The organism is Stenotrophomonas sp. YJH_SMC_29 (genome assembly GCF_059371235.1).
The window spans coordinates 47637-72206 of record NZ_JCAFUK010000006.1 but is presented as its reverse complement, the minus strand read 5'-3'; the positions used below and the strand labels follow the sequence as shown (position 1 = coordinate 72206).

The following is a 24570-nucleotide window of genomic DNA, read 5'->3' as shown; positions in this document are numbered from 1 at the left end:
GGCGGGCGCCGACTGCAAGGACATCGGATGTCAATGTCGATCCCGTCGATCCCCTCGCCGCCGTCCCCGGCCTATCACGCCTGGGTGCGCCCGGTGGCACAGGCCTCGTTCTGGCTGTCACTGCTGCTGACGGTCTACTTCGTGCTGCAGGGACTGGTGCTGTGGCCGCTGCACAACCTCGCGCTGTGGCGCCTGGTGGAAAGCGAAGTGCAGCACCAGCAGCTGCACAGCCTGATCTGGCTGCTGGCGCACCCGGTCGCCGCATCGATGGTCGTCGCGCTGTTGTGCCTGGCCTCGACCGTGTCCAGCTGGGGCCTGCTGCGTGAACGTCGCTGGGGCCTGTGGAGCTTCGTGGTACTGCTGCTGCTGAGTGGCTTGACCAACTTCGCGGCCGCCTGGTGGCTGGACCTGTTCATGGGCGACTTCATTCCGCTGCTGGCCGATGACCCGGCCCTGCTGCAGGAGCTGCAGCTGAAACGCTGGCTGATCACGCTGACCGTGGTCGGCATGTCGTTCGTGCTTCTCGGCCTGCAGGGCTGGCTGGCCTGGCGCCTGCTGCGACCGGATGTGCGCTCGCGCTTCCACTGACTCCCACCCGGCGTGCGCGGGTCCCCGGCACCGCCCGGCGTTCTTCCTTTGATCGTCAAGGAGACGACATGCGCACAATGCGCTCACTCACGCCGTACCGCCACTGGATGGCCTGGGCGTTGCTGCTCGCCGCGCCGGTAGCCGCCGCCGCACAGTCGCCGCAATGTGGCCTGTTCAAGGCCGACGAAGGCAGCAGCACGCTGCGGGTCAGCTCATCCAACCGTGGCGAGCAGAAGCACTTCGGCAGCGCACCCACGCCGGTCGCGTTCCAGCAGATCGAAGGGAAGCTGCAACTGGTCAATCTGGAATACGGCCTGCCCAGCGCGCTGCAGGTGCGCGACCGTGGCCGCACCCTCGAGGTGGACGGCACGATCTACAACCTGCAGGCGCCTGCACAGTGCGCCGCAGCCGCCACGCCGGCTGCGGGCAGCTGCCTGGCCGATGCAGCGGCCTGCCTGGACAACCGCCACGAGGCGACCCCGACCGCGCTGGAAGCGGCGTGCCGGGAAGGCGTGCCGGGCATGTGCCTGCAGCTGGCCGATCGCTGGCATGACGAGGCCAGGGCGCCGGCCACGCCGGATGAGGCGCAACAACAGGCCATCCTCGATACCGCACTGGCCGGCATCGCACTGCCTGCGCCGTGCCGGGATGGCGGCTTCAGCAACGAAACACCGGCCTGTGCAGCGGCGCTGGAAGCGGATCCGGCGCTGCAGGAGCAGATCGTCAAGGCCGCGATGGGCGCGGCGATGGTCGAAGCCGTGAGCTCCGTGCTGTCACCATCCACGCCGGTGGTGATGCCAGCCGTGCAGCGCCAGCAGCTGTTGCAGTTGTGCCAGCAGGTCAGCCATGGCGGCTTCTGCAGCCGCGTGGCCGAGCTCTCGTGGGAGTCCGGAGATCACTTGCAGGCGGTGCAGGCACTGGCCGTAGCGTGCGCACCCGGCAATGACAGCGCCGCCTGTGAGCGCCTGCCTGCGTTGCAGGCGCTGGGCACCTCGTTGCGGCCGCAGCCGGCAACGGCACTGCCCTGTGGCAACTTCCACGCCGAGGGTGGCCTGATGGACACGCTGGACTTCGGCGATGCGGGACGGGTCGGCATCGGCTGGGACAGCCAGCTGCGTGCCCGTGTCGAAGACGGCGACATCCGCATCCGCCACGACAAGGGCGGTGACTTCGTGCTGCGCCCGTTGCCCGGGGGGCAGCTGCTGGGCCTGGACACGTGGACCCGCTTCCAGGTATTCGTGCCGACCGGCGAGGGCGCGAGCACCTGCAACCCGCCGAAACACTACACGGTGCTGCCGCTGCCACGGGACTGCCCGCAGGCACTGGCCAGCGGCGGTGCCGAAGCGTGCTGCGCGGAGGGCAAGCTGCAGGGCTGCAACATCCTCGGCAACCGCCTTGCCCTGTCCGGCCAGTGGCGACAGGCCGCAGAGCACTACGCCACCGTGTGCCGTGCCGGTGTCCGCGAGGGCTGCGAGAACCTGGTCGCGGCGCAGGGTCACAGCGGCGACGTGGATGCCCACGCGACGCTGGAGCGGCTGTGCACTGCCGACCGCAGCGGGCGCCACGTCGCCTGCGACGTGCTGGACACCGGAAACTGGAGCGCCCTGGAGCTGGGTCGCGTCCTGCAGGAGGCGGTGGACGGTGCCGCCGCGGGCGACACTCCGGCGCCGCGTGCTTCCAACCGCAAGCGCTGAGCCTGCCAGCGCCTGTCCGCAGCGTTGCCCGGGCCCTGCGGTAAAGTAGCGCCATGAACGAATTCGAGCGCGTGCGCGCCTACCTCACCGAGCTGCAGGACCGCATCTGTGCGACGATCGAGGCCGTCGATGGCCGGGCCCGCTTCCAGGAAGACCTGTGGCAGCGTGCCGAGGGTGGTGGTGGGCGTACCCGCGTGCTGCGCGACGGCGCGGTATTCGAGCAGGCCGGCATCGGCTTCTCCGACGTGGCCGGCAGCCGCCTGCCGCCGTCGGCCTCGGCCAACCGCCCGGAACTGGCCGGCGCCTCCTGGCGCGCCACCGGCGTGTCGCTGGTGTTCCACCCGCTCAATCCCTACGTGCCGACCACCCATGCCAACGTGCGCTTCTTCCAAGCGCAGCGCGACGGCGAAGTGGTGGCCAGCTGGTTCGGCGGCGGCTTCGACCTGACCCCGTTCTACCCGTTCGACGAGGACGTGCAGCATTGGCACCGGGTCGCACGCGACCTGTGCACGCCGTTCGGCGAAGAACGCTATGCCGCGCACAAGCGCTGGTGCGACGAATACTTCTTCCTGCGCCACCGCAATGAAACGCGCGGCGTCGGCGGCCTGTTCTTCGATGACCTGCACGGCGACTTCGAGCGCGATTTCGCTTATCTGCGTGCGGTCGGCGATGGCTTCCTTGATGCGTACCTGCCGATCGTGCAGCAGCGCAAGGACACCCTCTATGGAGAGCGCGAACGCGAGTTCCAGCTGTACCGCCGCGGCCGCTACGTGGAATTCAACCTGGTCTATGACCGCGGTACCCTGTTCGGGCTGCAGAGCGGCGGCCGCAGCGAAAGCATCCTGATGAGCCTGCCGCCGCGGGTGCGCTGGGAGTACGGCTTCTCGCCTGAACCCGGCAGTGCCGAATCGCGCCTGGCCGACTACCTGGTGCCACGCGACTGGCTCTGATCTTCCGGCGCCGCGCCTGACGCGTGGCGCCTTCTCGCGCCTGTGGTGCGCCCTGCACCGGACAGGCCCTGCTCTGCCTCCTTCAAGGATGACCCCATGCCTGTTGCTGTTCCCTTCCGCCCCCGCGCCGCGGGCTGGCGTGCCCTGCTGGTGCTCGCGCTGGCCTCGGCCAGCCTGCCGGCCGCGGCGCAATCGATGGCCTGCGGCACCTACAAGGACAGCAGCGGCAACACCACGCTGACCATCGAGAGCGAAGGCCACGGTTTCCTGTCCGGTCCCTACCAGGCCACCGAGCAACTGCGCATCGCCCGCCAGGAGGACGTGCTCGGCACCGGCAACCTGTCCACGGGCCAACTGGAAAACTGGTACTTCTCGGACAACGACCGCACGATCAGCACGCCCTATCGCGAGTTCACCCGTGAGCGTTCCGCCGCGTGCACGACGATGCCGGAACCCATCGAGGGCGGCTGCGTGATGAACACCTCCGAGTGCCTGGAGGCGTTGCCGGAGGCCGAACCGCTGAAGCTGCATGCCTGGTGCGCCGAAGGCGTGGGCGCGGCCTGCATGCAGCTGCTGGAGACTTACCAGCGGCAGGCCAAGGAGGCCGCCCCGGCGCCTGCACGTACCGAGCCGCCGATGCCTGAGATCTGCAAGGAGGATTCCGCCTCCTTCAATGCCGAGGGCTGCAGGGCGATCGCCGAGGTGATCGGCGCGGAGATGATGGGCAAGGCCGTGCTCGGCCTGCAGCATTCGGTCGACCCTGCGTTGCCATCCGCGCAGCTCGATGAGCTGGCCGTACTGTGCCGGCAGCAGCACGGCGAGACGTTCTGCGCCGACGTTGCCGAGGCGCTGTGGAGTGGTGGGCGCCTGCCGCAGGCCCACGAGGCGCTGCAGCTGTCGTGCGCCCAGCGCGCGGAGGGCGTGGCCTGCGGCCGCGCCGAGGCGCATGCCCGCCTGGCCTCGGTACCGGCCGCTGCACTGGCCCCGGTGCCGGCTTCCGCGCTGCCCTGTGGGAGCTATGAAGCGGAGTACGGCGTGCTCTCGCAGCTGCGCTTCCTCGAGGGTGGCCTGGTGGAAGCCGGGGGCCGCGACCAGCGCCTGCGCGCGAGCCTGCAGGACGGCCGCATCCTCATCCATCGCGACGTCGGCAGCGACTTCGTACTGCAGCCGCTGAAGAACGGAAACCTGGCCAGCGTCGACGGCGGCAACCGCTTCGCCTACTACGAGCGCAAGCCGGGCTCAGGCAATGCCAGCTGCGCACCGCCGGTGGCCTTCGTGGAGATCCCCCTGCCGCTGGACTGCCCGACCCTGGACCGCAAGGACGGCGCCAAGGCCTGCTGCACCGATGGCAAGCTGCTGGGCTGCAAGGTTGCCGGCGAGGCACTGTTCAACAACGAACAATGGGCCGCATCGCTGCCCTACTTCCAGACGCTGTGCAGCGCGGGTGTGCGCGAAGGTTGCCTGGCAATGGCCGCGGTGTATGCGCATACCGCGGACCCGAAGATTCCGCAGGCCATGGCTGCGACCTGTGCGAAGGAGGGCAAGGGCACCCACGTCGCCTGCGATGTGGACGCGACGCGCAACTGGCCGGCGCTGAAGGCCGAAGCCGCGCCCTGAGGCCAGGCACCTGTTGAGCCGGGCGCATGCCTGGCTCCGGGCGCAAGGCAGCCGAGCAAGGGCTCTACAAGGTCAGGCGCTCTTCCTGGCAATGATGGTGATGTGCCCGGTCGTCTCCAGCAGGGCGATCTGTACGTCTTCGATCTGCAGCCCGCCCTGCTGGCGCAGCGCGGCGTCGAAATCTGCACGGCTGATCAGTTCGCGGCGGAGAACGCCCTCCAACAGCCGGCCATCACGCGCGATCACGGTGGGCTCTCCTTCGATCATCCGCTCCATGCGCCGATTGCGGGTGGTCAACCAGCCCACCCCATAGTTCAGCACGATCAGGGTGGCCGCCAGCAGCAGGCCGCCGCCCAGCGACGTATCGGTACCCAGCAGCGCGTTCTGCACCGCGTTGCCCAGCAGCACGATCAGCAGCACGTCGAAGGGCGTGATCTGCCCCAGAGCCCGCTTGCCGCCCAGCCGGACCATGCCCAGCACCACGACATAGACCACCACCGCGCGCAGGATGAATTCCCACCACGGCATGGCCAGGGCGAACAGGTCGGGCATGGTCTTCCCCTGCGGAACGGTGGCCCAGCCTAGCACCTGGGGTCAGATCCCTTGCCCGTCGGGCAAAGGGATCTGACCCCATCCGAGGTTCCGGCGGCACAAATAAAAAGCCCCGCTGACCAGGGGGAGGTCAACGGGGCCGGGGAACGGGCACTTGGGGAGGAGTCCCCGTTCCGAGATCTGCTCCAGGGGATGGGAGAGATCCACAACAGGCATTGCGCCTGTCGGGAGTTATAGAAGCACTCCGAACACTAACGGTTCGTGAAGGGGCCCCATTTAATGAATTTCAATCGGGGCAACATTCATGGTCGAGTCAGAAACACCCGACTCATGAACAAATTCACGTCGTTTTCGGCCTGAAACACCGTCAGTGTGCTTCGTCCCAGTTATTGCCGACGCCCGTGTCGACCACCAGCGGCACTCGCAGTTTGGCCGCTTGCGACATGCGCTCCACCACCTGCAAACGCAAGTCTTCAACGAAACTGCTTTCGGTTTCGAACACCAGTTCATCGTGCACCTGCAGGATCATCCGTGCCGGTGCCCCGCTGTCGCGCAGCCACTGGTCCACATCCACCATCGCGCGCTTGATGATGTCGGCGGCGGTGCCCTGCATCGGCGCGTTGATCGCCGCGCGCTCGGCACCGGCGCGCAGGCCCTGGTTGCGGGCATGAATGTCGTTCAGGTACAGGCGGCGGCCGAACAGGGTTTCCACGTAGCCCTGGTCACGGGCCTGCTGGCGCATCCGCTCCATGAAGTCGCGCACGCCGGGGTAGCGGCTGAAGTACAGGGCCACGTAGTCCTGCGCCTGGCCACGGTCGATGCCCAGGTTGCGGGCCAGGCCGAACGCGCTCATGCCATACATCAGGCCGAAGTTGATCGCCTTGGCGGCGCGACGCTCGTTCGGGGTCACCTCCTCCAGCGTGCGCCCGAACACCTCGGCGGCGGTGGCACGATGCACGTCGGCGCCCTGCTCGAAGGCACGCACCAGGCCCGGGTCTTCGGACAGGTGCGCCATGATCCGCAGCTCGATCTGCGAATAGTCGGCCGCCAGCAGCTGGAAGCCTTCCGGCGCCACGAACGCGCGGCGGATGCGGCGGCCGTCCTCGGTGCGGATCGGGATGTTCTGCAGGTTCGGGTCCGAGGAGGACAGGCGGCCGGTGGCGGCACCGGACTGGTGGTAGCTGGTATGCACCCGGCCGGTGTCCGGGTTGACCATCTCCGGCAGCTTGTCGGTGTAGGTGCTGCGCAGCTTGGCCAGCCCGCGGTAGTCGAGGATCACCCGCGGCAGCTCATGCTGGTCGGCAATCGCCTCCAGCGCCTCTTCATTGGTGCTGGGCTGGCCCTTCGGGGTCTTCACCACCGCCGGCAGCTTCAGCTCGTCGAACAGCACCGCCTGCAGCTGCTTGGGCGAATCCAGGTTGAAGCTGCGCCCGGCCAGCTCGGTGGCCTTCTGCTGCGCGGCCAGCATGCGCGAGGACAGGTCCTGGCTCTGCCGGCGAAGTTCGTCGGTGTCGATCCGCACGCCATTGGCTTCAATGCTGGCCAGCACCGGCACCAGCGGCATCTCGATGTTGCGGTACACGCTGTCCAGCGCCGGCTCGGCCAGCAGCTGCGGCTGCAACGCGTGGTGCAGGCGCAGGGTGATGTCGGCGTCTTCGGCCGCATAGCGGCTGGCCTCGTCGATGCCTACCTGCGAGAACGGGATCTGCTTGGCGCCTTTGCCGGCCACGTCCTCGAACTTGATGGTGCTGTAGCCCAGGTAACGCAGGGCCAGCGAATCCATGTCGTGGCGGGTGGCGGTGGAATTGAGCACGAAGCTCTCGAGCATGGTGTCATCGTGGTAGCCCTGCACCGCCACGCCGTGGCGGCGCAGCACATGCAGGTCGTACTTGCCATGCTGGCCCAGCTTCTTTTTCGCCGGGTCCTGCAGCGCCGGGCGCAGTGCGTCCAGCACCTGCTGCATCGGCAGCTGGGCCGGCGCACCTGGGTAATCGTGGCCGACCGGAATGTACGCCGCCCTGCCCGGCTCGACGGCCAGGCTGATGCCCACCAGGCGCGCGCGCATCGCGTCCAGCGCGTCGGTCTCGGTATCGAAGCTGATCAGGTCGGCCTGCTGCAGGCGTTCGACCCAGGCCTGCAGCTGCTCGGCGGTCAGCACGGTCTCGTATTCACCCGGCGCGGACAGTGCCGGATCCAGCGTGCCGGCGGCGGGCGCCTCGACGCCGCCACGCGCGAAGCCGGCCGCAGTGCCGCGCAGGCTCGGGGTCGCCTCGCTGGCGGCCACCGGTGCCGGCACCGGCGCGCCCAGCTCCTTCAGCGCCTGGGTGAAGCCATAGCGCGTATACAGCTCGGTCAGCTCCGGCACATCCTGCTCGCGCAGGGCCAGCGTGGTCGGGCTGGCGTCCAGCTGCACGTCGGTACGGATGGTCACCAGCTCGCGGTTCAGCGGCAGCCGCTCCAGTGCGGCGCGCAGGTTCTCGCCGATCTTGCCCTTCATGGCCGGCGCGGCTGCCATCACGCCGTCCAGGTGCTGGTACTCGGCCAGCCACTTGGCGGCGGTCTTCGGCCCGCACTTCTCCACGCCCGGCACGTTGTCGACCGCGTCGCCCATCAGCGCCAGCAGGTCGATGATCTGGTCGGCGCGCACGCCGAACTTCTCCATCACCGCCGCGTCCGAATCCATGCGGCTGCCGGTCATGGTGTTGACCAGCTCGATGCCCGGGCGCACCAGCTGGGCGAAGTCCTTGTCGCCGGTGGAAATGGTCACCTTCAGGTCCTGCGCCAGGCCCTGAAGGGCCAGCGTGCCGATCACATCATCGGCTTCCACGCCGGGGACGCGCAGGATGCTGATGCCCAGCGCTTCGACGATGCGGCACATCGGCTCGACCTGGCTGCGCAGCTCATCGGGCATCGGCGGGCGGTTGGCCTTGTACTGGTCGTACAGGTCGTCACGGAAGGTCTTGCCCGGCGCGTCGACCACGAACGCGACGTAGGCCGGGCGCTCCTTCAGCGTCGAACGCAGCATGTTGACCACGCCGAACAGCGCGCCGGTGGGTTCACCCTGTGCATTGGACAGGGGCGGCAGCGCGTGGAACGCGCGGTACAGGTAACTGGACCCGTCGATCAGGACTAATCTGCTCATGGGCCGATTCTACGCGCCCGTGCCTGCACCGCGGCGACACGGCGCGCACACCGCGATGGGGCATAATCAGGGCTCTTTCCAGGCAAAGGCCCCCGCCGATGAAGACCCTGATGCTGGCTTCCCTGCTCCTGCTCGCTGGCTGCGCCAGCATGGGTGGCGCGGGTGCTCCCCCGGTGGACGTCAAGGGCGCGGATGTATCCAAGCGCACCATGGACAACGGTGACACCATCGAGGAATACCGTGTGTCCGGCCAGCTGCGCATGGTCAAGGTGACCCCGTCGCGCGGTGCCCCGTTCTACATGTACGACAAGAACGGCGACGGCCGCATGGACAACGACAAGGACGGCGTGTCGCCGGTCTACTGGAAGCTGTACAGCTGGTGAGGTGACCGGGGTTGTGACCGGGGCCGGATCCCTTTCCACAGGAAAGGGCTCTGACCCCCTCGGGGCCGTCGGCACGGCCCCCGATCCCCCACAAAAAACAACGCCGGCGCGCATCCTGCGGCCGGCGTCGGGTCCCCTCCCCGGGAACGCTTGAATCAGCGGGTATGGATCAGCGGATGACCAGCACCGGCAGCGTGCTGCGCGCCAGCACTTCGGCGGTCTGGCTGCCCAGCAGTACACGGGTCACGCCACGGCGGCCGTGCGAGGTCATCACGATCAGGTCGCTGTTGCGCTCGCCGGCGGTCTCGATGATGCCGTCGGCCGCGTAGCGGTCCAGCACGTGTACCGGGTTGGCGGTGATGCCCTGCTCGGCGGCCTTGGCCAGCGCCGGCTGCAGCACCTTCTGCGCCCCTTCCTCGCGGTCGGCCTTGTACTCGGGGCTGTTCATGTAACCCACGCTCCAGCCCATGGCGTCGTACATGCCGACCGCCCACGGCTCGGAAACAGTGACGATATCGACCTCGGCGTTGAGGTCCTTGGCCAGCTCCAGGCCCTTCGCCAGGCCCTTGTCGGCCAGCTCGGACCCGTCGGTGGCAATCAGGATGCGCTTGTACATGGTGGGGCTCCGTGGCGGTCTGCCAGATGGGAACGACACCATTGCACACCGGATGTGGAGGCGGCGCCTTGAGCAGGATCAATCCGGCGTCGCGCAGCGGCCTGTGCGCATCGTCACGTGGTCCGGGGGACAGGCCCGGCCCGCCCTTCTCTGTAGAGCCGAGCCCGTGCTCGGCTGCTTCTGGCGGGAAAGGCAGCCGAGCATGGGCTCGGCTCTACGACAACGTCGCTCAGGCGATCTGCACGATGCGCGCGTTCTGACACAGCGGGTAGCTGGCCACGAATTCGGCGATCGCATCGCGCATCGCCTCGAACGATTGGCCGTACATGTACAGCGCGGTCTCGGTCGGGCCCTGCCACCAGCTGCAGATCTCGCCCAGGCCGTCGATGCTCTCCGACAGCTGCTCGAACACGTGGTTGGAATCGCACTGCTCGTAGACGTCGTCCGGCAGGTTCAGGCCATCCAGGTAGATGCCCAGGCCCTCGGTCACGCCGAAACTGCGGTCGGCCTCGCCTGCGCCGTGGATCTTCGAGCCCTTCGGTGCACCCAACTGCTCCAGCAGGTCGATCAGCTTCGGTACGCCACCCGCATCGACCAGCGCCACTTCGATGTCGCCGTATTCGACCTCACCCAGATCGGACATCGCAGTGCCGCCGCCCGTCAGCTCGCCCACCTGGGCCGCCTGCAACAACGCGTCAAGCGGATCCTCGAACAGTTCATGGCGATGTTCGGGTTGCAGCTTGGCATTCAACGTCACGGTGACGTGCAGCGTGGGTTCGGTCATGGGGGCGTTCCTGGAAGAAGTGCCGCCTATTGTAGAGCCGAGCCGATGCTCGGCTGCTTTTCGCGCCAGACGCCGCCGAGCATCGGCTCGGCTCTACAACAGCCTGTCAACGCAGGAAGGGCGTGACCTTGCGCTTCAGCAGCTCCACCAACACCGGGTCCATGTACTCGTAGTCGTCCGGGATATCCAGGCAGATCACCCGCTTGCCGTTCAGCCATGCCTTGTAGCGGCTGGACAGCCGGTTGCGGTGGGCGCGCTCCATCACGAACACGATATCGGCCCACTGCAGCAGCTCAGAGCTGAGCACTTCCTCGGCATCGGCCAGCAACCCGGCCGAGGCGGTCTCGATGCCCGGCCAGTCGGCGAATACCTGCTCGGCGGTGGGGCTGCGCAGGCGGTTCTGGCTGCAGAGGAAGAGCACGTTGCGGGTCATGCGCGCAGCCTAATCGGGGCCGGATCCCTTTTCCAACGGAAAAGGCTCCGGCCCCAACCACGTGCATTCCGCGATGGGGTCAGAGCCCTCCCTGCGGGAGGGATCCGACCCCTGAACGGTGATCAGATCACCGTCAGGTTGGCGTAGGCCATCACCAGCCACTTGCTGCCGGCATCAGCAAACTCGACCTGCACGCGGGCGTGCGCGCCGCTGCCTTCGTAGTCGGTCACCATGCCTTCGCCGAACTTGGGATGGGTGACCAGCGCGCCGAGCTTGACTGGCGGCGCCTCGATCGAGGCATGGCCCATCACCCGGCTGGCGCCCATCGAGGCCGGCCGCGAGACCTGCACCTTCGGGCGCACTTCGTGCAGCAGCTCGCGCGGAATCTCGCGCAGGAAGCGCGACGGCAGGCTGTAGTTGTCCTGGCCGTGGATGCGGCGCGACTCGGCGTAGCTCAGCACCAGCTTCTGGCGCGCGCGGGTGATGCCGACGTAGGCCAGGCGGCGCTCTTCCTCCAGCCGCCCGCTTTCTTCCAGCGAACGTGCGCTGGGGAACAGGCCGTCTTCCATGCCCGCCAGGAACACCAGCGGGAATTCCAGGCCCTTGGCCGAATGCAGGGTCATCAACTGCACACCGTCCTCGCCGGCCTGCGCCTGGCCTTCACCGGCCTCCAGCGCGGCATAGGCCAGGAACGCGACCAGCTCGTCCATGTCCTCGCCCACTTCCTCGATGTCGTCGGCGCGGCGCACGAAGCGCGAGGCGACCGAGACCAGTTCGTCGAGGTTGTCGGTGCGCGATTCCGAATCCAGCGAATTGCGGCTTTCCTTGCTCCAGTGCTCGCGCAGCTGCGAGCGGGCCAGCACGTGGTCCACGCGCTCGGCCAGGGTCATGTGCACGGTCTGTGCCTGCAGCTCGTTGACCAGTCCCAGGAAGCCGGCCAGCGCATTGCGCGCGCGCGCGGCCAGCGCGTTGCCCTGGGTGACCAGCATCGTTGCTTCCCACAGCGAGATGCCCTGCGCGCGCGCCTCGCGACGCACTTCGTCCAGCGTACGGTCGCCGATGCCCCGGGTGGGCGTGTTGACCGCGCGCTCGAAGGCGGCGTCATCGTTGCGGTTGGACAGCAGGCGCAGGTAGGCCAGCGCGTCCTTGATTTCGGCCCGTTCGAAGAAGCGCATGCCGCCATACACGCGGTACGGCACCTGCTCGCTCAGCAGCGCTTCTTCCAGCGCGCGCGACTGCGCGTTGCTGCGATAGAGCACGGCCACTTCGGTGTAGCTGCCCCCGTCGCGCACCCACTGGCGGGCGCGCTCGACGATGTAGCGCGCCTCGTCCATCTCGTTGTACGCGGCGTACAGGTCGATCGGCTCGCCGTCGCCGCTGTCGGTCCACAGCTGCTTGCCGATGCGGTCCGGGTTGTGCGCGATCACCGCGTTGGCAGCGCCGAGGATGTTGGCGGTGGAGCGGTAGTTCTGCTCCAGGCGGATGGTCTGCGCGCCCGGGAAATCGCGCAGGAAGCCCTGCACGTTCTCGACCTTGGCGCCGCGCCAGCCGTAGATGGCCTGGTCATCGTCGCCGACCACGAACACGTGGCCGGAATCACCGGCCAGCACGCGCACGAAGGCGTACTGGATGGCGTTGGTGTCCTGGAACTCGTCCACCAGGATCTCGCGGAAGCGGGCGCGGTAGTGCGACAGCAGCGCCGGATTGTCGCGCAGCAGTTCATGCGCGCGCAGCAGCAGCTCGGCGAAGTCGACCAGCCCGGCGCGGTCGCAGCGCGCCTGGTACTCGATGTAGGCCTGGCGCATGGTTTCCAGCCACGCGTCGTGCGGTTCCGGCTGGATGTGCTGTGGGCGGCGGCCCTCGTCCTTCTGCGCGTTGATCCACCACGCGATCTGCTTGGGCGGGTACTTGCCGTCGTCCAGCTCCAGCGCCTGCACCACGCGCTTGACCAGCCGCAGCTGGTCGTCCGAATCCATCACCTGGAAGCCTTCGGGCAGCTTCGCGTCCTGCCAGTGCAGGCGCAGCAGGCGGTTGGCCAGGCCGTGGAAGGTACCGATCCACATGCCACGGCTGCCATGGGGCAACTGTGCATCGATGCGGTGGCGCATCTCGCCGGCCGCCCTGTTGGTGAAGGTCACCGCGAAAATGCCGTGGGTCGGCACGCCATCGACTTCATGCAGCCAGGCGATGCGGTGGGTGAGTACGCGGGTCTTGCCGGAACCGGCACCGGCCAGCACCAGGTGGTGACCGGGGGGAGCGGAGACGGCTTCGCGCTGGGCCGGGTTCAGGCCATCAAGCAGGTGGGAGACATCCATGCCCCCATTTTACGGCATCGCCGTCGCGGCTCCTGCGACCACCTGGGTGGCCAGCGCCTGCGCCTGCTGACGCAGTTCAGGCACCGCCAGGCTTTCCCACAGGCTGCCGATGCGCAGGCTGCCAAGTACGCCCAGCCGTGCCTGCGACTGGCCACCGGCCGCACGCAGGCGGTCGCCCGGCACCGTGCTGTCCAGGCCCAGCCCATGCGGGCCGGGGCGGGCCAGGCCATCGGCCTGCAGCTGCTGCAGCAGCGGATTGCGCAGCGCGCTGGCGCGGGTTTCCACACCGGTGGCGTTGATCACCCCGCTGATCGTCCACTGCTGATCCTTGCCGGAGGCATCGCGACCCGACAGCCGCAGGGCATCGCCTTCGCGGCCGACGCGTTGCAGGCGGGACCGGTGAATACGCAGTTGGCCGCTTTCGATCAGCGCCTGCAGCTGTGCGTCGACCTCTTCGGCGATGCGGTGGCGATGCACGTCCCAGTAGCGCACCACATGGCGCAGGAAGCGGCGCTGGTCGGCCGCGTCGAGGCTGCACCACAGCGCCTGCCCGTGCGGACGGATGCGGTCCATCACGCCCTGCCACGGCAGGCCCTCGGCCTGCGCCTGGCGGGCGAACCCGCGCAACGCGCGCAGGCGCTGGCGCAGGCTCATCGGCAGCAGCGCAGCCGGGTCGAACGTGGGCAGGCCACCATGCGCATGCGGCAGCGGCAGCAGGCCATGGCGCGAGATCACATGCAGCGGGCCGGTGTGGCCGGCTGCAACCAGCGCCAGCACGGTGTCGGCCATGCTCAGGCCGGAGCCGACGATGGCCACGGCCTGCTCACCGGCCAGGGTGCGCACGCCGTCGTAGTCCCAGGCCTCGATCACATCGTCGGCGGGCAGTGCCTCGGCACCGGCTACCGGCAGCGGCCGCATGCTGTTGCCGGTGGCCAGTGCCACCTGCGCGGCATGCAGCGTCTGTCCATCGCCGAGTGCCAGCTGGTAGCCGTGGTCATCCGGCTGCAGGCCCAGCACCGGCTGCGCGATCACCTGCAGCTGCGCCGGGCTGGCCGCGGCGGCCTCCTGCAGGCGCTGCTGCAGGTACGCCGCAAAGTAGTGGCGGCACACGTAGCGCTCGCCCAGCACCTCGCGCGCCTCGCCCGGGTAGGCGTTGGCGGCCATCAGGTAGTCGAGGAAATCGCCAGGCTGGTCGGCAAACGCACTCATCTTCGCCGCCGGCACGTTCAGCAGGTGCTCCGGCCAGGGCGTGGCATAGGCGATGCCCTGCGCCAGCTGCGAGGCGGGTTCGAAGATGGCAATCGCCAGCGGCGCCTGGGCCTGGCGCAGCACCTGGATCGCCACCAGCACCCCGGCCGCACCACCGCCGATGATTGCCAGGTCCAGTTCGCCATTACGCGGTGAATCAGTCATGCGCCGATTGTAGGCCATCGGCGATGACGGGCCGGGTTGCCGAAGCGGGCGGGATGGTTGGTCTTCCGCAAAGCGCCAGAAAATCCGGAGGTGCAGTGGGTCAGGTTTCGCAAGGCCAAACTTGGGGTGATGTCCTCAACTGACGAGCCCTAATGACAAACATTGCCCCCAGCAGGAGCTTGCTAGCAGCATCGATATCTTCGGCAATCCTTTCGAGTTCAGAAATCGAGTATCCCTCGGATATCTCTTCCACGAAGTTCCAGGCGCTTTCTTTCGCCCCTGCCTCGGCTGGCGTACCAATCATCTTCTGCACGTCCAGCAACTTCAGAGTGAATGCAAGGTACTGGTTGCGGTGAATTCGATAGAGGCGACCGCTATCCATTGACTTTCGCCCCCAAGTGTCGTGCTGCACCCTGTTACGGAGGGGACGCACAGCATCCAACGAATCCAGTGCCTCATTGACACCTTGTAGCTCCGATCCAGTCAGATGCTCGGCTGCGATCCTCCGTGCCCCGGCAGTTGCACTCTTTGCGATTGCGTACGAAGCGGCTTTCTTCTCTGCCAGCTCCGGCGTTGTGTTCATCAAAACCGCGATCAGGCAGTAGAGATTGACTTCCGCCTGAGCCCAGTTCGAGGCAATAGTGCCTATTGCTTCCGCAAAACCTGGAAGCTCGGCAACAACATGTGATCCAACCTCAATCATCATGTTTCCATCGTCGTCGGATATCCGCAATCCGTACTTCTTGCTACCCATACCCCCCCCTCTTGCTCCTTGTAGACATAGCGGTCGCGGTGAACACGAACGGCGATCTGGAGGCTGATTTTTCTCACATCAACGCATCGGCCAGTCGTGCGATGCCTTCGCGGCTGCGCCGCCACGTAGGGCGGCTACGCCACTGCTGCAGGTCCAGCTGCCGCGACTCGCGCAGGTAGCCATCCTCGATCGCGCACAGCTGCTGCACCAGCGCGCGGTCGTAGCAGACCAGGCCGATCTCGGCATTCAGCGCGAACGAGCGGATGTCCATGTTGATCGAGCCGAGCACGGCGATGTCCTCGTCCACGCTCATGTGCTTGGCATGCAGGAACTGCGGCTCGTACAGCGCGATGCGCACGCCGCAGCGCAGCAGTTCGTCGTAGTAGGCCTCCTGCGCCCACGACGTCAGCCGCTGGTTGTTGCTGGCCGAGAGGATCAGCTGCACCTGCACGCCGGACAACGCCGCAATACGCAAGGCGCTGAGCGTGGCTTCGTCAGGCACGAAGTACGGGGTAACCATCACCAGCCGGCGCCGCGCCAGGTGGATCAGCGCCGCCACCGCATCGCGTGCGTTGCTGTACGGATAAGCCGGGCCGCTGGGCAGCAGCTGGGTGGCGATGTCGTCGCTGCACTCGGGCACATCGGCGATCACGTCCAGGCGCTGGCCGGTTTCCATGTACCAGTCGCTGGCGAAGACCGCTTCCAGATGCGCCACCGCCGGGCCGCGCACGCGCGCCACCAGTTCGCGGTTCGGGTGGCCGGGCACGAACTGCGGGCCGGCCAGGTTCTGCGAACCGACATAGGCCACTTCGTTGTCGATCACCGCGATCTTGCGGTGGTTGCGCAGGTCCATGCGCCCGCTGCGGCGCCAGCGCAGGCCACCGGGCAGCATCGCGCGCACCTCGATGTCGCGCGCTTCCAGGCGCTTGCGATAGGCGCGCAGTCCGCGCTTGGCGCCTACCGCATCGAGCAGCACACGGCATTGCACGCCACGTGCAGCCGCACGCTGCAGGGCCTCGACGATCGCCTCGCCCACCGCGTCGTCGAACATCAGGTAGTACAGCAGGTGCACGCGGTCTTCGGCCTGGTCGATATCGGCGATCAGCGTGTGCAGCGATTCGTCGTAGTCGGTCAGCAGGTCGACCGCGTTGCCGTGCACCGGCATGAAGTCGCCCTGGCGCTGCACCAGCGGCACGATCTCGGCGCTGGCGGTGTCCGGCTGCGGTGTCCAGCGCAGGCGATGCTGCAGCGCCTGTTCCTCGCGGATGACCTGCGAGGCCTCGGCCTGGCGGCGGATGCGCTCGCGCGACAGCCATGGGTGGCCGAACAGCAGGTACAGCGGCAGGCCCAGCAGCGGCACGAAGCCGACCAGCAGCAGCCAGCTGCGCGCCGCCCCCGGCGTGGTGCGGGTGGGAATCCAGCACAGCGCGACCAGCCGGATCAGCCAGTCGATCAGCAGCAGGTAGGAACCCAGCAACCACTCGAACAGCATCGTGTCGCCCGTCGGGAGGTGATGGGCCATTCTGCCCACCGGCCCTTGTCGAGTCGAGCCGCGCTCGACGGCCTTCCGGTCCGGCGGCACAGCAGCCGAGCGTGGGGGCGGCTCTACAGGACGGCTCAATGCCGCACCGGCACCTCGCACAGCTGCCGCACCGCGTCGGCATGGCGGCGGCCGTTGAGCGCCATGCAGGCAATGGCCTGTGCGGCCCGCTCCAGCTGCGCCTCCGGCAGCGGCGACGGCGCGCCGTTGGCCAGTGCCAGGTGGTGGTCGCACAGCAGCAGCGCCATGCCCTCGATGCCTTCCAGCATGCGCTGCAGGCGCAGCCAGCCCAGTTCCAGGTCCTGCCGGTGTGATGGGGTGTTCATGCAACCTCCTTCAACGGATCTGGCCACCGATGAAGGTGGCGGACGATGCGTGGTTGCAATACCGGGAAGCAATCAATCAGCAAACGAACCGGCGGGCGCAAGGCCCCCTCGCACCGTCCGCCATAGAGGCGGATAGGTCACCAACCGTCGCCGGAGGGATCTCCGGCGACGGCGGGCGAGTCTACTGATTGATTGACTTCACGGGATTGCAAGCCCGACCGCTGCAACCGCAGCGGCTCGCCATCATGGGCACGGCCACGCCCGTCGTTCCAATCGATTTGAACCGTGCGAGGCGCCGGAACCGGTAGGAACAATCACTTATCGCATTCAGCCCTTAGCTCCAGACATGACGCCATTGGCGACAGCGTGCGCAGGGACTGCCCAGTGCCGACCAACGGTCGGCACCCACCACCTGGATGCCGGGCATGAAAAAACCCGCCACAAGGGCGGGTTTCTTCGCGGGGACCAGCAATCCGTGCGGATTACTTGATCTTGCCTTCCTTGTACAGGACGTGCTTGCGCACGACCGGATCGTACTTCAGGAATTCCATCTTCCCCGGGGTGTTCTTCTTGTTCTTGTCGGTCGTGTAGAAGTGGCCGGTACCGGCCGAGGAAATCATACGGACCTTATCGCGCTTGCCTGCCATGATGCTTTACTCCTCAGACCTTTTCGCCGCGCGCACGCAGCTCAGCCAGAACGGAATCGATGCCGTTCTTGTCGATGGTGCGCAGTGCATGCGCGGAAACACGAAGCTTGACCCAGCGGTTCTCGCTGGCCACCCAGAAACGGCGCTCGTGCAGATTCGGCAGGAAACGACGACGGGTCTTGTTGTTGGCGTGCGAGACGTTGTTACCCGTCTGCACTCGCTTGCCGGAAACCTGGCATACGCGGGACATTGCGCACCTCGATAGTAGTAGTTGTCAGCCCGTAGCCCGGGCGACGGCGGCCTCGATGGTTGCCCACCACACGTCAAGAGAATCAAAGGGTTACGCTGGCGTTGGGCGGCCGGGGACGTGCTCCCGGGGGCGCCGCCCGATAGAAAACCGGACACAGCGAGCCGCGCATTATGCACGGGTTCAAGCACTTGCGCAAGTTACCCACAGGCGGGGACTGAACCGGCAGGGCCGGGGGCACTCCGCCAACCGGCATACTGGCCCGGATCACTGCGGAGCTTTCCATGCGGCTGCTGGCCCTGACCTACGGAACCGAAGGCGATACGCGCCCGCTGGCCATGCTCTGCCATGGGCTGATCGGCGCAGGCCACGCGGTGACACTGCTGGCCGATGGCGGCACCCTGGGCAGCGCGCAGGCCCTGGATGTGCCCCATGCAGCCCTTGAAGGTGACATCCATGACGAAGTGGTCGCCCTGGTGTCGCGTGGCAACGGTGTTGCCGCCGCCAGTTCCGGTCTGGCACGGATGGCGCTGCAGCATGTCAGCGGCTGGATGCGCCAGGCCGATGCGGCCGCAGAAGGCTGCGATGCGATGCTGACCGGCGGACTGGCGGCCTTCGTCGGCATGAGCGTGGGCGAACGCCGCGGAATGCCGGTCATCGGCACCGGCATGATCCCGCTGACCCCGACACGGGCCTTCCGCTCTCCGTTCCTGCCGCCCGGACGTTCGCCGGGCTGGTTGAACCGCGCCAGCTATGGGCTGGTCAACGGCCTGATCTGGCGCCAGTTCCGCCGGCCGATCAACGCGGCACGCCAGCAACTGGGGCAATCGCCGCGCCGCGCGTTGTGGTCCGGCCTGCCGATGCTCTATGGCATCTCGCCGCAGCTGCTGCCGCCACCGGCGGACTGGCCGGCCGACCACATCGTCTGTGGCCAGTGGCGGCTTCCTGATGCGCCGTGGACGCCCCCGGTCGATCTGCAGGCCTTCCTGGATGCCGGGCCGCTGCCGGTGTACCTGGGCTTTGGCAGCATGACCGGGTTTGATCGCGAGCGCGTGCTGCCGGCCCTGCTGCAGGCGCTGGCACCGCGCCGGGTGCTGCTGTTTCCAGGTTGGGCCGGGCTGCCGACGGGCGCGCTGCCAGCAGATGTGTTCGTGCTCGGCCCGACGCCACACGAAGCACTGTTCCCGCATTGCGCACTCGCCATCCACCATGGTGGCAGCGGCACCACGCATTCGGCCTGCCGCGCCGGCATTCCCTCGCTGGTGATGCCGTTCGCCGCGGATCAGTTCTTCTGGGCCGATCGCCTGCATCGGTTGGGCGTGGCACCGGCACCGTTGTCACCGAAGCGACTGGATGCAGCAACGCTGGCGGCAGCCATCACCATCGCTGAAACCGACGCAACACGCGCACGCGCGGCGGCCCTGGGCGCGGCGATGAGCCATGAGGACGGGGTGGCACGTGGCGTGGCAATGATCGAGCGCTGGTTGCGGCCGGTGTAACAGCGGCCAGGCCTCAGCGCAGGTGCGGAATCACCTGCGCCAGCAGATGGGCATCCTTGAGCGCGCCGTGCAGGCCGCGCTGGCTGGGAATGCGCAGGCGCTGCAGCACATCATCCAGCTTGTTGCCTTGGCCCGGCCAGCGCCCGCGCGCCAGCTTCAGGCTGCAGGTGATGCGGCAGTGCTGGGCCAGCGTGCCGGGGATACCGGACAGACGCAGCTCGTTGTCCAGGAAGCCCACATCGAAGGTGGCGTTGTGCGCGACCATCTCGCTGCCGCGCAGGAAGTCGAGCAGTTCAGCAGCCTTGCTGGAAAACAGTGGCTTGCCCACCAGCATCGCATCGCTGATGCCATGCACGCGCTGTGCGCCCCAGTCGACCCTGCGCTGCGGCTGCAGGTAGGTGTGGAACTGGCGGCCGCTGAGCTGGCCATCGATCAGTTCGACGGCACCGATTTCGATCACCCGATGCCCCAGGCGGTGGGAGATGCCGGTGGTTTCGGTATCCAGTGCGACGATGCGGCTCATGTGTGGCGATGTTTCCTGTTACGTGCGGTGGTGATTTTTGCACGCGACCGATGCACTCACCCCAGCGCTTCCACCACCCAATCAATGAACACCCGCAACCGCTGGCTCATGTGCCGGTTCGGCGGGAACATCACGTGCATCGGCATCGACGGCAGTTGCCAGTCCTCCAGTACCGGCAGCAACTCGCCACGCGCCACGTGCGGTTCGGCCATGTAACTGGGCAGCGCCACCACGCCCAGGCCCGCCAGCGCTGCGGCCAGATAGGCGTTGCCGTCATCGAAGCCGACCGTATAGCGGCCCTGCACCTCGACGCGTTCATCGCCGCGCTGCGCGCTGAACACCCGCGCCCGGCCACTGCGCGGGCTGAGGAAGCCGACCATGTGGTGGTCGGGGCCTTGCAGCGCGCGCGGATCGGTCGGCAGGCCGAAACGCTGCACATAACCGGGGCTGGCGTGGAAACCGATCGGCAGCGCCGCCAGCGGCCGCGCCACCAGTGCCGGGTCGGTCGGGGTGCCACCCCGGATCACACAGTCGACGTTGTCGGCGATGACATCGACTTCGCGGTCGCTGACGCCGACGTCCAGCTGGATGTCCGGGTAGCGCGCCTGGAAGTCCGGCAGCGCCGGCACCAGCCGCAGCCGCGCGTAGGGTCCGGGCACATCCACCCGCAGGCGGCCGCGCGGCTGGCTGGCTGCGTCACCCAGCCCGCCCTCCACCTCTTCCAGCTCGGCCAGCAGGCGGGCGATGCGCGGGTAGTAGGCCGCGCCGTCGGCGGTGACGCTGACCCGGCGCGTGGTGCGGTTGAGCAGGCGCAGCCGCAGGTGTGCCTCCAGCTGCTGCACCAGCTGGGTGACCGTGGTGCGGCTGATCTGCAGCGTGTGCGCGGCGCGGGTGAAGCTGCCGGTTTCCACGACCCGGGCAAACGCCCGCATCGCCTCGAAACGGTCCATGGCGGGCCATGATTGGTTGGAATTGACAATCAATCTAGGCCGATCATCGCGGTTTATCCAGACAGCACTGGCGCGGAGGATGGCGTTCTCTCCCAAGGGATCTTCCCCATGTCACAGCGTGATGTCGTTTTCCCCACCGGCCGCCAGGCCCTGTACGAGCGCAACCGCTACTCGCCGGCGATCCGATCCAACGGTTTCCTGTTCGTCTCCGGCCAGGTCGGCAGCCGCGAGGACGGTTCGCCCGAGCCGGACTTCGAGGCGCAGGTGCGCCGCGCCTTCGAGAATCTCAACGCCGTGTTGGCTGCTGCGGGCTGCACGTTCGATGACGTGATCGACGTGACCGTGTTCCTGGTCGATCCAGAGAAGAACTTTGAGAAGGCCTGGGCGATCGTGCCGGAGTATTGGGGCGAGGCGCCGCACCCGACCCTGACCGGTATCGGCGTGACCTGGCTGTATGGGTTCCAGTTCGAGATCAAGGTGATCGCGAAGCTGCCGTGATACGGGTAGTGCCGGCCGCTGGCCGGCAACGCGGTGGGGTCGAAAAGCGTGTCGACCAAGGTCGACACCTACCAGAGCACATGTGCGCGGCGCACCCGAACGATGTGGTGGGGTCAGAGCCCTTTCCGGAGGAAAGGGATCCGACCCCGCGCCCGGCCCAGCTGAACGGGAGATTCCGACGAATTCCCGAAGCGGCCATTGATATTGTATCCGTCGAAAACCGCTTGCTAGCCTCCCGTCCATGCGCCGGATCGCCCGCCACCTCCGCTCGACCCTGCTGATGCTGCTGATGGCGGCATTCGTGGTCGTGCCGGTGGCCGACGTGCTGGCCTGCGCGGTCGAACCGCACGACACCACGGCGGTGCACGTGGAAAGCAACGCCAATGATGCCGAGGGTGACAGTGACGGCAAGCACACCGGTGCCTGCAGCCACAACCACTGCCACCACTCCAACCTGAGCCTGCCGGCCAGCACCCTCGCCGCCTTCGGTGCGCCGCTGCCGGCGCGCTGGATGAATGCCGGCGACGCGGCGACCTATGCGGTCGCCCAGGATGAATTGACGCGTCCCCCCCGGGCGTGAGTTGAGCGCGTCCCGCGATTGCGGGCTCCCGTTTCACTCACAACCGGAATCCCCCTATGTCGATCCTGACACCTCGGTCGCTGCGTGCGGCCGGGCGGGTCGTCGCCGTGTTGCTGGGCCTGGCCCCAGCGGCAGCGGTGATGGCGCAAGCCGCCCCTTCCTATGACACCCTGCTTGAACGCCTGGACCAGCTGCCCGGCACCCGCGTCGGTGCGGCGCTGGCCGAGGCCGCCGATGCGCGCGCCGACCAGGCCCGCGCACTGCCCAACCCTTCCCTGTCCTGGTCGGCCGAGAACGCCTGGGGCACCGGCTCCTATGGCGGCATGGGCAAGGCCGATACCGTGCTCACCCTGTCCCAGCCGCTGGAGGTCTGGGGCCAGCGTGGCGCGCGTGTCCGTGCCGCCCGTGCCGAGGCACAGGCCGCCAACCTGCGTGGTGCCCAAAGCCGCAGCGACGTGGCCAGCCAGCTGGCGGTGATCTATGCACAGGCGGAAAGTGCACTGCGCCGCTACACCCTGGCCGAAGAAGCACTGAGCCTCACCCGCGCTGACGCCAACGCGGTCAACGCGATGGTCAAGCAGGGCCGCGAGCCGCAGCTGCGCGCCGTGCAGGCGCAGAGCGAAGTCGCCAACGCCAGCGCCGCGCTGGATGAGGCGCAGGCCTTCCGCGATGCCGCGCTGGCCCGCCTGGCCGGTGCCGCGCTGCTGGATGCGCCGGTGCAGTCGATCGGCGACAGCCTGCTCGACCGTGCGCCGCCGCTTCCACGCGGTGCCATCGATACCGCACTGGCGGTGCGCATCGCGGAAGCCGAGGCCGATGCGGCGGGCAAGCTGGTCGACGTGGAGCGCAAGCGCGCCCTGCCCGATCTGAGCGTCACCGCCGCGCAGACCCGCTTTCGCGAGGGGGGCGAGCGTGCCTACAACCTCGGGGTCAGCCTCAGCATCCCGCTGTTCGACCGCAACCGCGGGGGCATCCGCGCCGCCACTGCCGACCAGCGCGCAGCCGAGGCACGCCTGGACCAGCAGCGCCGCGACAGCGAGGCCGAGCGCCTCTCCGCGGTGGCCGGGTTGAAGGCCGCCAGCAGCCGTACCCGCGCCGCCGATGAAAGCGTGGTCGCCGCCGAGGAGGCGTATCGCCTGGCTCGCATTGGCTTCGACGCCGGACGCATCTCGCAGCTGGAACTGCGCAGCACGCGCAGCGCCCTCATCGCCGCCCGCGGCACCGCCGTGGATGCGCGCCTGTCGCGCGTCGCCGCGGAAATCGATCTTGCCCGCCTGGAAGGGCGCGCACCCTTTGTGGAGGCCCCATGACTCTCTCCCGTACTTTCCCGCTGATCGGCGGCGTGCTGCTGGCCGTGCTGCTGGCCGGCTGCGCTGGCAATGCACAGACGCCTGCAAATGAAGACCCCGCCGCGGCCAAGGCGGGCACCGACGATGGCCATGGCCACGCGTCCGACAGCAAGGAAGCCAAGGCCGAATCCGCAAAGGCGCCCGCCGATGCGGATGAGGGTGTCGTGCAGTTGACCCCCGAGCAGATCAAGGCGTCCGGTATCGAAGTGGTCGCGGTCGGTCGTGGTGGCGGTGGTTCCACGCGCCTGTCCGGCCGCGTCGAACCGTCGGTCGGTGCACGTGCCTCGGTGGCTTCGACCGTGACCGGCCGCGTCGAACGCGTGCTGGTCGCGCCGGGCACCGCGGTGAAGCAGAACCAGGCACTGGCCATCGTAGTCAGTGGCGAAGCGGCGGTGTTCCGCGCCAATGCGCTGGCCGCATCGGCCGAAGCCGAGGCTGCGCGCCTGGCCTATGGCCGCGACAAGGCACTGGTCGACCAGGGCGTGGTCGCCCGCCAGGAAATGGAAGCCTCGCGCGCACGTTCGCTGGCGGCACAGGCCCAGGCCGCCGCCGCGCAGGCCCAGGCCGCCGCCAATGGTTCGCCGGACAGCAGCGGCCGTGTGCGCATCACCAGTCCGGTGGCCGGCATCGTCGGCAACGTGCAGGTCACGCCGGGTGGCGTAGTCGCCGCCGGCAGCGCGGTGGCCGATGTCGCCGACCCGACGATGAACGAACTGGTGTTCACCGCACCGCCAGCGCTGGCGGCACAGGTCACGCCGGGCATGACGCTGGAAGTGAGCGCGCCGGGTGGCAGCTTCACCGCCACCGTCACCGGTTCGGCCGCCGATGTGCGCCAGCAGGGCGGTGTCGCGGTGATCCGCGCCACGCCGGTGGATGCGGCGCTGCCGCCGGCCGGTTCGCCGGTATCGGCCGTGGTCGTTACCGAAGGCCAGGATGGCTCGCTCAGCGTGCCGGCCGATGCGGTGCAGAACGTCGATGGCAGCAGCGCGGTGTTCGTCGCCGTCGAAGGCGGCTTCAAGGCGCAGCCGGTCCTGGCCGGGCGCCGCGCCGGTGACCGCATCGAGATCCTTGGTGGCTTGACCGGCAGCGAGCGCATCGTCGGTGCCAATGCCTTCCTGCTCAAGGCCGAACTGGCCAAGGGCGAAGCCGAGCACGGCCACTGAGGAGGCG

At 67.9% G+C, this 24570-nt stretch carries 24 protein-coding genes; 10 read left to right on the top strand and 14 right to left on the bottom strand.

Annotated features, from left to right (window positions below; all coding sequences use genetic code 11):
* Window positions 1-27 precede the first annotated feature (27 nt).
* The 4 genes from AC5P9I_RS08605 (at window position 28) to AC5P9I_RS08590 (ending at window position 4849) form a co-directional block, all read left to right on the top strand.
* A complete protein-coding gene (locus AC5P9I_RS08605) occupies window positions 28-588 on the top strand; it encodes a hypothetical protein (RefSeq protein WP_049471165.1) in 561 nt (186 codons plus the stop codon).
* A 77-nt stretch (window positions 589-665) separates the two neighbouring features.
* Window positions 666-2282, top strand: coding sequence for a hypothetical protein (locus tag AC5P9I_RS08600; protein ID WP_103282737.1), 1617 nt, complete (start codon window positions 666-668; stop codon window positions 2280-2282).
* A 53-nt stretch (window positions 2283-2335) separates the two neighbouring features.
* Window positions 2336-3232 carry an oxygen-dependent coproporphyrinogen oxidase gene (hemF, locus tag AC5P9I_RS08595; protein WP_235644870.1) on the top strand — a complete coding sequence of 299 codons (897 nt, stop codon included), beginning with the start codon at window positions 2336-2338 and terminating at the stop codon, window positions 3230-3232.
* Window positions 3233-3328: 96 nt separating this feature from the next.
* A complete protein-coding gene (locus AC5P9I_RS08590) occupies window positions 3329-4849 on the top strand; it encodes a hypothetical protein (protein WP_495229813.1) in 1521 nt (506 codons plus the stop codon).
* A 72-nt stretch (window positions 4850-4921) separates the two neighbouring features.
* Here AC5P9I_RS08590 and AC5P9I_RS08585 read toward each other — a convergent pair whose 3' ends face one another.
* Both AC5P9I_RS08585 and polA read right to left on the bottom strand, forming a co-directional pair.
* On the bottom strand, window positions 4922-5401 hold the full coding sequence (locus AC5P9I_RS08585; RefSeq protein WP_057494038.1) for a DUF421 domain-containing protein: 480 nt from the start codon (window positions 5399-5401) through the stop codon (window positions 4922-4924).
* Between the two features lie 367 nt (window positions 5402-5768).
* A complete protein-coding gene (gene polA / locus AC5P9I_RS08580) occupies window positions 5769-8543 on the bottom strand; it encodes a DNA polymerase I (protein ID WP_130768293.1) in 2775 nt (924 codons plus the stop codon).
* Window positions 8544-8641: 98 nt separating this feature from the next.
* On the opposite strand from polA, the gene AC5P9I_RS08575 reads away from it, so the two are divergent.
* Window positions 8642-8926 (top strand): DUF2782 domain-containing protein, encoded by a 285-nt coding sequence (locus AC5P9I_RS08575; protein WP_014038952.1) that lies wholly within the window; start codon window positions 8642-8644, stop codon window positions 8924-8926.
* A gap of 169 nt (window positions 8927-9095) precedes the next feature.
* Here the strand turns inward: AC5P9I_RS08575 and AC5P9I_RS08570 are convergent, their stop codons facing one another.
* The 10 genes from AC5P9I_RS08570 to rpmB all read right to left on the bottom strand — a co-directional run bounded on the left by AC5P9I_RS08570 (window position 9096) and on the right by rpmB (window position 18004).
* Window positions 9096-9542 (bottom strand): universal stress protein, encoded by a 447-nt coding sequence (locus tag AC5P9I_RS08570; protein WP_005411629.1) that lies wholly within the window; start codon window positions 9540-9542, stop codon window positions 9096-9098.
* 229 nt (window positions 9543-9771) lie between these two features.
* Entirely contained in the window at window positions 9772-10326 is a 555-nt protein-coding gene (locus AC5P9I_RS08565) for a hypothetical protein (RefSeq protein WP_049471154.1), read from the bottom strand.
* 106 nt (window positions 10327-10432) lie between these two features.
* A complete protein-coding gene (locus AC5P9I_RS08560) occupies window positions 10433-10759 on the bottom strand; it encodes a low molecular weight protein tyrosine phosphatase family protein (RefSeq protein ID WP_130768294.1) in 327 nt (108 codons plus the stop codon).
* Between the two features lie 122 nt (window positions 10760-10881).
* Window positions 10882-13074, bottom strand: coding sequence for a DNA helicase II (gene uvrD / locus AC5P9I_RS08555; RefSeq protein ID WP_130768295.1), 2193 nt, complete (start codon window positions 13072-13074; stop codon window positions 10882-10884).
* A gap of 9 nt (window positions 13075-13083) precedes the next feature.
* Window positions 13084-14505: an FAD/NAD(P)-binding protein gene (locus tag AC5P9I_RS08550; protein WP_130768296.1), complete on the bottom strand. Its 1422-nt coding sequence runs from the start codon at window positions 14503-14505 to the stop codon at window positions 13084-13086.
* An 82-nt stretch (window positions 14506-14587) separates the two neighbouring features.
* Window positions 14588-15241 (bottom strand): hypothetical protein, encoded by a 654-nt coding sequence (locus AC5P9I_RS08545; protein ID WP_130768297.1) that lies wholly within the window; start codon window positions 15239-15241, stop codon window positions 14588-14590.
* Between the two features lie 73 nt (window positions 15242-15314).
* Window positions 15315-16733 carry a cardiolipin synthase gene (gene cls / locus AC5P9I_RS08540; protein WP_049471149.1) on the bottom strand — a complete coding sequence of 473 codons (1419 nt, stop codon included), beginning with the start codon at window positions 16731-16733 and terminating at the stop codon, window positions 15315-15317.
* A gap of 125 nt (window positions 16734-16858) precedes the next feature.
* Window positions 16859-17107, bottom strand: a complete 249-nt coding sequence (locus tag AC5P9I_RS08535; RefSeq protein WP_053461674.1) for a hypothetical protein — start codon at window positions 17105-17107, stop codon at window positions 16859-16861.
* 482 nt (window positions 17108-17589) lie between these two features.
* Window positions 17590-17757, bottom strand: a complete 168-nt coding sequence (rpmG, locus tag AC5P9I_RS08530; RefSeq protein WP_169411268.1) for a 50S ribosomal protein L33 — start codon at window positions 17755-17757, stop codon at window positions 17590-17592.
* Between the two features lie 10 nt (window positions 17758-17767).
* Window positions 17768-18004, bottom strand: coding sequence for a 50S ribosomal protein L28 (gene rpmB / locus AC5P9I_RS08525; RefSeq protein ID WP_005411638.1), 237 nt, complete (start codon window positions 18002-18004; stop codon window positions 17768-17770).
* 281 nt (window positions 18005-18285) lie between these two features.
* On the opposite strand from rpmB, the gene AC5P9I_RS08520 reads away from it, so the two are divergent.
* Window positions 18286-19500 carry a glycosyltransferase gene (locus AC5P9I_RS08520; RefSeq protein ID WP_130768298.1) on the top strand — a complete coding sequence of 405 codons (1215 nt, stop codon included), beginning with the start codon at window positions 18286-18288 and terminating at the stop codon, window positions 19498-19500.
* Between the two features lie 13 nt (window positions 19501-19513).
* Here AC5P9I_RS08520 and dnaQ read toward each other — a convergent pair whose 3' ends face one another.
* Both dnaQ and AC5P9I_RS08510 read right to left on the bottom strand, forming a co-directional pair.
* Window positions 19514-20023, bottom strand: coding sequence for a DNA polymerase III subunit epsilon (gene dnaQ / locus AC5P9I_RS08515; protein WP_058979216.1), 510 nt, complete (start codon window positions 20021-20023; stop codon window positions 19514-19516).
* Window positions 20024-20079: 56 nt separating this feature from the next.
* Complete coding sequence (locus tag AC5P9I_RS08510) at window positions 20080-20973, bottom strand: LysR family transcriptional regulator (protein ID WP_130768299.1); 894 nt, start codon at window positions 20971-20973, stop codon at window positions 20080-20082.
* Window positions 20974-21081: 108 nt separating this feature from the next.
* On the opposite strand from AC5P9I_RS08510, the gene AC5P9I_RS08505 reads away from it, so the two are divergent.
* From AC5P9I_RS08505 to AC5P9I_RS08490, 4 genes are all read left to right on the top strand, one after another.
* Complete coding sequence (locus AC5P9I_RS08505) at window positions 21082-21471, top strand: RidA family protein (RefSeq protein WP_065177819.1); 390 nt, start codon at window positions 21082-21084, stop codon at window positions 21469-21471.
* 241 nt (window positions 21472-21712) lie between these two features.
* On the top strand, window positions 21713-22051 hold the full coding sequence (locus AC5P9I_RS08500) for a hypothetical protein (protein WP_049471140.1): 339 nt from the start codon (window positions 21713-21715) through the stop codon (window positions 22049-22051).
* A gap of 56 nt (window positions 22052-22107) precedes the next feature.
* A complete protein-coding gene (locus tag AC5P9I_RS08495; protein WP_130768300.1) occupies window positions 22108-23361 on the top strand; it encodes a TolC family protein in 1254 nt (417 codons plus the stop codon).
* Entirely contained in the window at window positions 23358-24563 is a 1206-nt protein-coding gene (locus AC5P9I_RS08490; protein WP_130768301.1) for an efflux RND transporter periplasmic adaptor subunit, read from the top strand. The genes AC5P9I_RS08495 and AC5P9I_RS08490 overlap by 4 nt, the downstream gene beginning before the upstream one ends.
* Window positions 24564-24570: the final 7 nt, after the last annotated feature.